This is a genomic window from uncultured Muribaculum sp. (assembly GCF_910583865.1).
Taxonomy (GTDB): Bacteria; Bacteroidota; Bacteroidia; order Bacteroidales; family Muribaculaceae; genus Muribaculum.
In genome coordinates this window covers 1-8,912 of record NZ_CAJTYX010000063.1, presented here as the reverse complement: position 1 = coordinate 8,912, position 8,912 = coordinate 1, and the positions used below count along the sequence as shown (strand labels likewise).

Sequence of the window (8,912 nt, the reverse complement as noted above, 5' to 3'; positions counted from 1 at the left end):
GTTTTTATTGGTCAACAGCCGTTAAGGTTATTTAAGATGCGTCTGCCGTGTGCACTATCAGGGCTTATTTTTACGAAGCAAACGCGGGTGTGTCAAATCCGGCACACCCGCGTTTGTTTTGATAGTGATGAGGTCGGTTAGCGGAGGGAGGTGGAGGGAGTGGGGGACATCTCGTACTCGAAGATTGCGCCGTTGGCAATGTCGGAGTGGGTGAAGAAGGGTCGGTCGAGCTGTTTGCCGTTGAGTTTCACCGACTTGATGTATTTATTGTCCTTTGAGTAGTTGTCTATTTTTATTTCTATGGTCTTTCCGCCCGGGAGGTTGATTGTGGCGTGGGGGAACCATGGACGTCCGATGGAATATACCGGCTTGCCGGGGCATACCTGATAGAATCCGAGGGAGTTAAGTATGTACCATGCCGACATCTGTCCGCAATCCTCGTTGCCCGACAGTCCGTCGATATCGGCATGATATTGCTCTTTCAGCACCTTGTCGACCAGCTCCTGCGTGCGCTCCGGGTGGCCGGCGTAGTTGTACAGGTGGATTATATGGTGGCTCGGCTCGTTGCCGTGGGCATACTGGCCTATGAGTCCCGATATGTCGGCTGATACCAGTTCGCCTTCGAGGGTCGAATCTGCTGTGAACAGAGAGTCGAGTTTCTCGGTAAACTTGTCGGCACCGCCCATCAAGGTCATAAGGCCATCGACATCGTGGGGGACGAACCATGTCCATTGCCATGCCGTGCCTTCGCAATAGTCATCCTCACGATGATTGGAGGAGCGGGGATTGAATGGCTCATGCCACTTGCCTTTCTCGTCTTTTCCACGCATGAATCTTGTGACGGGGTCGAAATACTGGCGGTATGCTTCGCCTTTCAGGTCGTATTCCGCCATTCCGGCCGAGTCGCCGGCAGCTTCCGCGAGGCGGGAGATACACCAGTCATTGTAGGCATATTCAAGGCCTTTGGCCACGGATTCGTGTTCCTTGTCCCAGGGGATGAATCCGAGGGTGTTCTTATACTCTTTCGAACGCGGCATGAGTGCAAGCTTCACCTTTTCCGGAGTGACAATTCCGGTGGTGTCCCATATGGATGACCGCACGCCGGCACGGTAGGCTTTCTCGACATCGAAATCGGCTATTCCCTTTGCCACGGCATCGGCCATGAGCGATACGGCATGATAGCCTGTCATGGTAGCCGTGTAGTTGCCGGCAAGTTCCCACATGGGGAGCAGACCGCCTTCGTCGTATTTGAGCAGGAGGGAGTTGATGAATTCGTTGTTGAGCTGCGGATCAATGATAGTCAGCAGAGGATGCAGTGCGCGATGTGTGTCCCATAGAGAGAATATGGTGTAGACCGGTTTGGTCGGATCGCCCTGATGGATTTTCCGGTCCATGCCGAGATAGCGGCCATCTACATCCATGAAGAGTCCTGGAGCGATGGCGGCATGGTACATGGCCGTATAGAATATCTCTTTGTCGGTGTCGTCGGCTGTTATGTCGATGGTCGACAGATATGCGTTCCATTTGTCATTGGCGGCATCTTTCACGGCATCGAAGTCCCAGCCGGGAATTTCCGCCATGAGATTCTTTTCCGCTCCGTCCCAGTCTACGGCAGAGACTCCGACTTTGACAAATACGGTCTCATCTTTTTCAGTGTCAGGGAACTTTAGAAGTGCCTTGCAGCGTATCTGCATGTCACCCTTGCTCCCTGTGACGGTGTCGTTCAGGACTTCATGGGTGAAAGGCTTGGAAAATACCGCATACATGGCAAGCTGCTGGTCGAAAGCCCAGTACTTAGACATCTTGTAGGTACGTATGGCTGTGTCGCCAACAAATTCGACCTTCATGTCGAGATTGGTCTGGTTCTGTATGGAATAGTCGATGTCGACTATAAAGCCCGCATCATCGCTCTGCGGGAAAGTGAAGCGATATATGGCTGCACGTTCGGTCGATGTGATTTCAGCTTTTACTCCATAGCGTTTGAGGAACGTCGAGTAGTAGCCGGGAACGGCCACCTCGTCGGCATGTGAGAATTCGGAGGCGAACGGCCGATGCTGAAGGGTGTCGATCTGCGGGTCTATTTCCTGTTTCCCGACTGTGGGCATTATCAGGAAATCACCGTAATCGGCACATCCGGTGCCGCTTAGATGGCTTTGGGTGAAGCCGTTTATGATAGTGTCGCTGTAATGGTATCCCGAGCAGGCATCCCAACCGTTGATACGGGTGTCAGGACCTGGCTGTATCATGCCGTTTGGCAGAACCGGTCCGGGAAATGTATGGCCGTGGCCGCCTGTGCCGATGAACGGGTCTACATATGCGGTGTAGTCGGACGTGGCTTGTTTTCCCGATGTGCCGCATGCCGCCGTTACGAGCACGGCAAGTAGAGATGTGGCTAATAACTTTGATTTGTGCATTGGTAGAGGGGTTAAAGGATGTTTTGTTTCAATTGTTCTACGTAGCGGTCTATCTCTTCCATTTTGCCGGGTATGAATATGCCTTGCGGGCAATGCTTGACGCATTGGCGGCAACCGATGCAATGGTCGGCCTGACGCAGGCGTGGCACTGCGCGGTCGTATCCGACAAGAAACGCGCGCCGCAGACGCTCGTATTCCGGATCCTTGGAGGAGGAAGGCACGCGGCCTTCATTGATGCACTTGTTGTAGTGGGAGAAGATGGCCGGTATGTCGAGCCCGTAGGGGCAAGGCATGCAATATTGGCATGCGGTACATGGCACGGTGGGGAACTTGGCGATGTAGTCTGCGGCTGAATCAAGCATGTCGAGTTCGTCGGGAGTGCAAGGCTCAAGTGAGGAATATGTGCGCAGGTTATCCTGTAGATGTTCCATGTAGGTCATCCCACTGAGCACAGTCAGCACCCCTTCGGGAGTGCCCGCGAACCGGAATGCCCATGATGCCACGCTGTCGTCGGGACGTCGACGCTTGAATTCGGCGAGCACGTGGTCGTTGACCGACGCGAGACGGCCTCCGAGCAGCGGTTCCATGATGACGGCAGGTATGCCACGTCGGTGTAGTTCCCCGTAAAGGTATTCGGCATCTGTGTTGCGTTCATTCAGTTCCTTGGCGTGTCTCCAGTCGAGGTAGTTGAGCTGGATCTGTACGAAATCCCACTTTACCGAACCTTCATCGTGCATCTTCAGCAGATAGTCGAATACTTCGATATCACCATGATAGGAGAATCCCAGGTTGCGTATGCGTCCGGCCTTTCGTTCCGCCACAAGAAAATCCAGTATGCCGTTGGCGATATAGCGGTTGTTCCACGCTTCCATGCCGCCCTGGCCGATGGCATGGAGAAGCATGTAGTCGATGTAATCTGTCCGGAGTTCCCGCAGGGAGTTGCGGTACATTTTTATTGATTCCTCGCGAGGCCATGTCTTTGGCGAGAAATTCGACAGTTTAGTGGCTATATAGTAGCTTTCGCGCGGATATCGGCTGAGGGCTATGCCGAGGGAATGTTCACTTTGTCCCTTGCAATAGACGGGCGACGTGTCGTAGTAATTGACTCCATTTTTCATGGCGTGCTCTACCAGTCGGTTCACTTGTTCCTGGTCAATCACTTTCTCTCCTTTGGTATCCTCGATTTCCGGCAGGCGCATGAATCCATACCCGAGGATGCTTACGGAGTCGCCGGTGGAGGGATTGACGCGCATGGTCATAGGGCCGGTGCCGGCATCTCCCCGGTGTGTTGCCGGCGCTACGGAGGTCGATGAATCACCACCTGCTATCTTCCGGCGGCATGAAATCATGGTTGCGGAAGCTGCTCCGACACCGAGCGCTTTCAGAAATGAGCGGCGCGTTATATTTTTGTCGTTTCCTTTCATGGATTGTGTGCGTGGATTATAAAAGAGGTATTATACTTTGCGGTGCACCTCGTGGCCTTCTACATGGATAGCGCTGAAGGGGCGTACCGGACATAGGTTCTCACATGCGCCGCAGCCTATGCATCGCTCGGTGTCTACTGCCGGTATCTTTACCCCGTCGGGGTCGGATGCGTCAGCGGCGACCATCGTTATCGCTCCTGCCGGGCAGTGGCGCGCGCAATTTCCGCAATGCACTCCTTCGGTGGAGGCGATGCACAAAGTCGAATCCCATACTGCATGACCTACCTGGGTGGCTGTACGCTCTTCTTTGCGCAGAGGCAGGATAGCACCTGCCGGGCACACGTCGCTACATGTAGTGCATTCCGGACGGCAATAGCCTTTCTCGTAGCTGACCTCGGGTTGCATGAATGTGGTTAGGTCGGAGGACGGACGCAATACGCCGTTGGGGCAGTTTGTGATACACAGCTGGCATGCCGTGCAGCGTGAGGCGAGATTGCGGTGGCTTATCGAACCGGGCGGTGTGATGCGCACGCGACGCTGCGGCTTGAGCTTGTCGGCGATAGGGGCGAGGCCTCCGTCGACACTCTTCTCTTGTGCCTTGAGGGCCATAGTTCCGGCAAGAAGCAACCCTGCCGTGAGAAAATCGCGGCGTGCCCCGTCGGGTTCGTTAGATCTTTTTTTCGTTATGCCTCGGGTTCGTGGTGAATAGCTTATGGCTTTTTTGCTGCATGAGTCGAGACAATCCATGCAGGCGACGCAACGTGTGTAGTCAATCTCTCCTTTCTTTGAGTCTATGCATGAAGCTTTGCATTTACGGGCACATGCGCCGCAACTGACGCATTTCGAATGGTCGATGACCGGGCGTAGCCATGAGAACTGGGAGAGGTAGCCGAGAATCGTACCGGCAGGACACACTGTGTTGCAATACGTGCGTCCGCCTGTCCATGCCATGACAGCCACTACGGCCAATGTCATCGCCACGATGACTATCATAAACGCCGGAACGGCATAATCGACATGTGTGAAACGGTAGCTGTCGGCTGCCTCATGGGCTGCCATCAGATTGTTGGCATCGACATACAGTGGCTTGAAAAGCGCCGTTACTATACGTCCGAACTCACTGTACGGCTCGATAAGGCCCGCTATGGATGTCATGCCGAGAATGATAAGGATTACAAACAGCGCAAGCATGGCGATGCGAAGCCAGGTCATGGCGCGTGAGTAGGAATAGCGTTTGCGTGGCATGACAGTATGGCGGATGCGCGCCACGATGTCCTGCATGATTCCCAAAGGACACAGCACCGAGCAATATACTCTTCCGAATATCAAGGTCAGGAGCAACAGCCCGGCCAATACGGCCACGTTGAGCGATAGTATCGCCGGGATTAACTGCCAGCGTGCGAGAAATCCCCAGGATGCCGCAGCTGTCCCGGTGACATCGAGAAACAGCAGCGTGATTGCCGAAAATACTACTAAAGCCAGTATTACTCGGATGATTTTTATATAATTAGCCAAAATGTGATAATAATAAGGTTTTCGAGATAACTGTTGCCGCATGACATTGCTATGAGCGGGGTCACTTGATGCGGTAGGAATAGCCGAGGGTCACCATTATCGACGTGCCTCTCGATGCCGAGAAGGTGTCCTTGCGCTCGTCGGGGAATATGTTGCCGATGCCGAAGTAGTAGCGTCCCTCAAGGTGGATGCGGTGTCGTTTCTTTATGATGAACTCGATTCCCGCGCCTGCCGATATGCCGTAATCGAATTTCTTAGTCGGTTCCATCCACAGTTGGTCGGTCTCGCGGTTTGGCGGGAAATCGGGTATGTTGGCGATGTCGTGCACGTTGAAGTTGGCCGAATAGCTTGTGCCGACCATGTAGCCGAACTCAGGTCCGAGGTTGAAGAATCCGTTGACATGTCTGCCTCCGAAAAAGATGTTGGTGAGCAACGGCACCTGGATATAATCGAGTTTACGCTCGAATGAGAAGGGGGATTCCTCGAAATCCTCTTTCCAACCTCGCTGTTCATAGTTGATTTCCACTAACAGTCCGAAATTGCGTTCTTCCCAATAGCGCAGTTGCACGCCTGCCATGTTACCCATCACCATTGACTCTTTAACGCTGGGAGTGAATGACATCTTTGACATGGTTATTCCCGCATGGCCGCCGATGGAGAACTTTGAATTGTAGTGTGCCTGTGCCGACGCGGAGCCATATACTGATGCCAGTATTATGGCCAGGATGACTGCCATGCGTACGGGGAGACTTATGCAAATATGTCTCTTGGGACTCATCATTACAGGCTGATTTTTTCAGTGATTCCCGATGGGCGGAAGTTGACAAGATAAAGTGCCTTGTTTACGTGGCCATGACCGTCGCCTTCTGTGCCGAATAGGAAGTCGCTCTGAATACCGTTGTATCGCATGCCGGAAGGGAAACCGTCGGAATCGTTAAGGGCACGTATGAGATACATGCCGGCATCAAATCCGAGTATACCCTGCACGGGGATGGCGTTCATCATCGGCGCGCCGTACCATCGCGAGTAGTCGGCGGTGAAGTCCTTTGTCCTCAGTGAGCTCTCATCGTTGTAGAAGCGTGAATAGATTGTCGTGTTCATGAAGCGCATGTTGTCGAGCGCTTCTCCCCGGAATGTAATCCATTCGGGATAACCGAACAATCGCGCTCCGTTGTAATCCTCCAGATTTTCCTTGTAATTCTTCAAAGTGCCGATTATTCGGGAAAATTCCGTCTGAGTGCCTGATGACGGGATGAAGATGTAGCGGGCATCTTTTCTAAGTTGCTCGATGTCAGATGGCTTGAGCACTCCGTTGTAACTGATCTCAATAATTTCGCGGCCATTCGTAGTAGCCTTGTCGCGCAGGCGGTGTTGGAACTCCGTCTTGTCGGTCTTTCCACCTTCTCCTGGCACGAGAATCACTGGAGTATAGTCCTGATACTCTGAGAGGAGGCCATTTACAGCCGTGTCATACATGTCGGAGTGGGGTATATTGGCTTGCATCATGGCGGGATTTGTGTTGTAGAGGATGCTCTTCACTGCGAAGATGTTAAAGACTTTACATCCGTTCTCTGACGCGAATGAGGCTATGCGTCCCAATTGTAGCTCGTCGTCGGGGGCGATTATGACCGAAGATCGGGCTACGTCTCCGTTGGAGAGGATAGAGTTTACCGTGTCGATGCTGGCAGCAGTGTCGTATGCGGAAATCACCATCGGTTTTCCGTGGCTGCGAAGTGAATCGGCTGCCATGAGTATGCCTCGGTAGAACTCGGTATAAAGTTGTGCCTGCTTGTCGGGACGTTGTGAGGAGAGCATGAACGGGAGCATCACCGTCATGCGCAGCGTGTCGTTTTTCTCCTCGGCCTGTGGCAGGCGTGTCTCAAGGGGGTACAGGATGGTGGAATCTTCTACCTGCGGTTGCACGGGCCGTATGGCCGAAAGGGCAGTGTCGGGAGTTGCGTATGTTTCACTGACGTTGTCGGGTTCCGGATAAGTTGCTGGAGTGATGGTTGATTGCGGTGCCTCCGGCATTTCCATAGTCGGAGTCTTGTATGCGTGCGTATCGACGGAGGATGATGGCTCGTAGGTCTCTGTCGGCATCTCTTTTTGGGGGATGGTGAGCACGCTGCCATATTTCAGCCCGGAGGTCTCCAGTTTTGGGTTTGCCGCTATAAGATCAGCCTCCGCGATGTTATATTGACGGCTGATGCCATAGATTGTCTCACCCTTCTTTACAAGATGGCTCGTGGGACGGACGGTTGTGGTAGTGGCTTGTGTGGATGTGGTGGCGGAATGGCTTGTGGGCCGGGGCAGACTGTCGACCTCGTCTTTGGGAAAATACAGAGTCTGTCCGGCTCGCAGTCCGTCGGCTACCGATGGGTTGTATTGAATGATTTGGGCTTTGGTAAGTCCGAAACGCCGTGCGAGGTTATATACGGTCTCTTTCGGTTTCACTTCATAGTAGTAGCATACATTGCCGTTGACCGTACGGGTAGGCAGTTCGAGAGCCGGGGCGACAAGCGTTGCCCCCAGCATCATTGCGGCTATGACTATTCGGTTGCGTAAGCGGTTATGACTCATTCTGCAATATATTGGATATGTGAGTGTCAGGGAGCGTTTGGCACACTTCCGTTAATCTCGGCAAAGATAATCATTTTTTGTGTCATAGCCTTTCCGGTGTTTTATAATAATTGTAAATTCCTACGTCATTCCAAGTGTGAGCATCTACAATCGGCGGCATGTCTGAAGAAGTGACCGATAATAGAAATATACAATCATATACTTTTGGTTATTAAGTAGCCAATGAAAATTAATTTAGATCATCTACTCGTTTATGAACGGCATCTTTCACTCTCCTCATCAGTCACGTAGCTACGGTTACGCTCCTTTTTCGTCGAGCAAAATCCGCTCGTCCCTAAACGAGTAGATGATATAAACTAATTTCCACATGTTACTGAGATATTTTTGTATCTGATTATTTCTCTTGCCTCCATGAGCGCGAAACCCAATATATTTTGACCGCGCCAGTTCTCCGGTCTGGTGGCATCGGACGAGAACTCGTCAAGTCCAATTCCCCAGATATTGTCCTTGGGGCTGGCTTCGACAAGAATCTTATCCTCTGTAGAAAGAAGATATTCTTTAAGATCCTCATTCTGGGAGAACTTCTCGTAATTACCTCTGATTGATATCTGCTGTCGTACTTTCGACCAAACTGCATCGTCATAGCCATGCACCTGACGCCCGAGTTTCTTTATGATCGTCTGATTCGACTCCTTCATTATTTGGTTCTCGACATCTTCATCATCAAAGAGACGGGCTTTCTCGGCCATGAGGTATTGCTCCATGCAGTTGTAGCTGATTCCATCAACGATAAATGGACGGACATACCACTGGCTTAGGCAATTCTTGCCAATCTGTGATTCTCGGTCTCTGTGACTCCAGAAAAAGACGAAGTCATCCTTGCCGAAGTTTTTACCTATAAGATCATCTCGTGTCATCATATTTAGAGGTTGTTTAAAAACAAAAGTGAAATACCGGGCTGTCGGATTTTTAGTGAAAT

Annotated in this window: 6 protein-coding genes; all 6 read right to left on the bottom strand. The window is 52.0% G+C overall.

The annotated features are described in order from the left end of the window. Window positions 1-137: 137 nt before the first annotated feature. A complete protein-coding gene (locus QZ303_RS10290; RefSeq protein ID WP_295732445.1) occupies window positions 138-2,414 on the bottom strand; it encodes a GH92 family glycosyl hydrolase in 2,277 nt (758 codons plus the stop codon). A gap of 11 nt (window positions 2,415-2,425) precedes the next feature. Continuing rightward, the gene (locus QZ303_RS10285) at window positions 2,426-3,838 is read right to left on the bottom strand and encodes an aldo/keto reductase (protein ID WP_295732443.1); all 1,413 of its coding nucleotides are present in this window, start codon (window positions 3,836-3,838) and stop codon (window positions 2,426-2,428) included. 30 nt (window positions 3,839-3,868) lie between these two features. Then, a complete protein-coding gene (locus QZ303_RS10280) occupies window positions 3,869-5,353 on the bottom strand; it encodes a 4Fe-4S binding protein (RefSeq protein ID WP_295732441.1) in 1,485 nt (494 codons plus the stop codon). A gap of 61 nt (window positions 5,354-5,414) precedes the next feature. Further along, the gene (locus QZ303_RS10275) at window positions 5,415-6,089 is read right to left on the bottom strand and encodes a porin family protein (RefSeq protein WP_295732440.1); all 675 of its coding nucleotides are present in this window, start codon (window positions 6,087-6,089) and stop codon (window positions 5,415-5,417) included. A gap of 44 nt (window positions 6,090-6,133) precedes the next feature. Continuing rightward, on the bottom strand, window positions 6,134-7,933 hold the full coding sequence (locus QZ303_RS10270; protein WP_295732438.1) for a LysM peptidoglycan-binding domain-containing protein: 1,800 nt from the start codon (window positions 7,931-7,933) through the stop codon (window positions 6,134-6,136). A 356-nt stretch (window positions 7,934-8,289) separates the two neighbouring features. Further along, window positions 8,290-8,912 (bottom strand): NADAR family protein (locus QZ303_RS10265; RefSeq protein WP_295732436.1); only part of this gene is annotated, 623 nt, incomplete at its 5' end.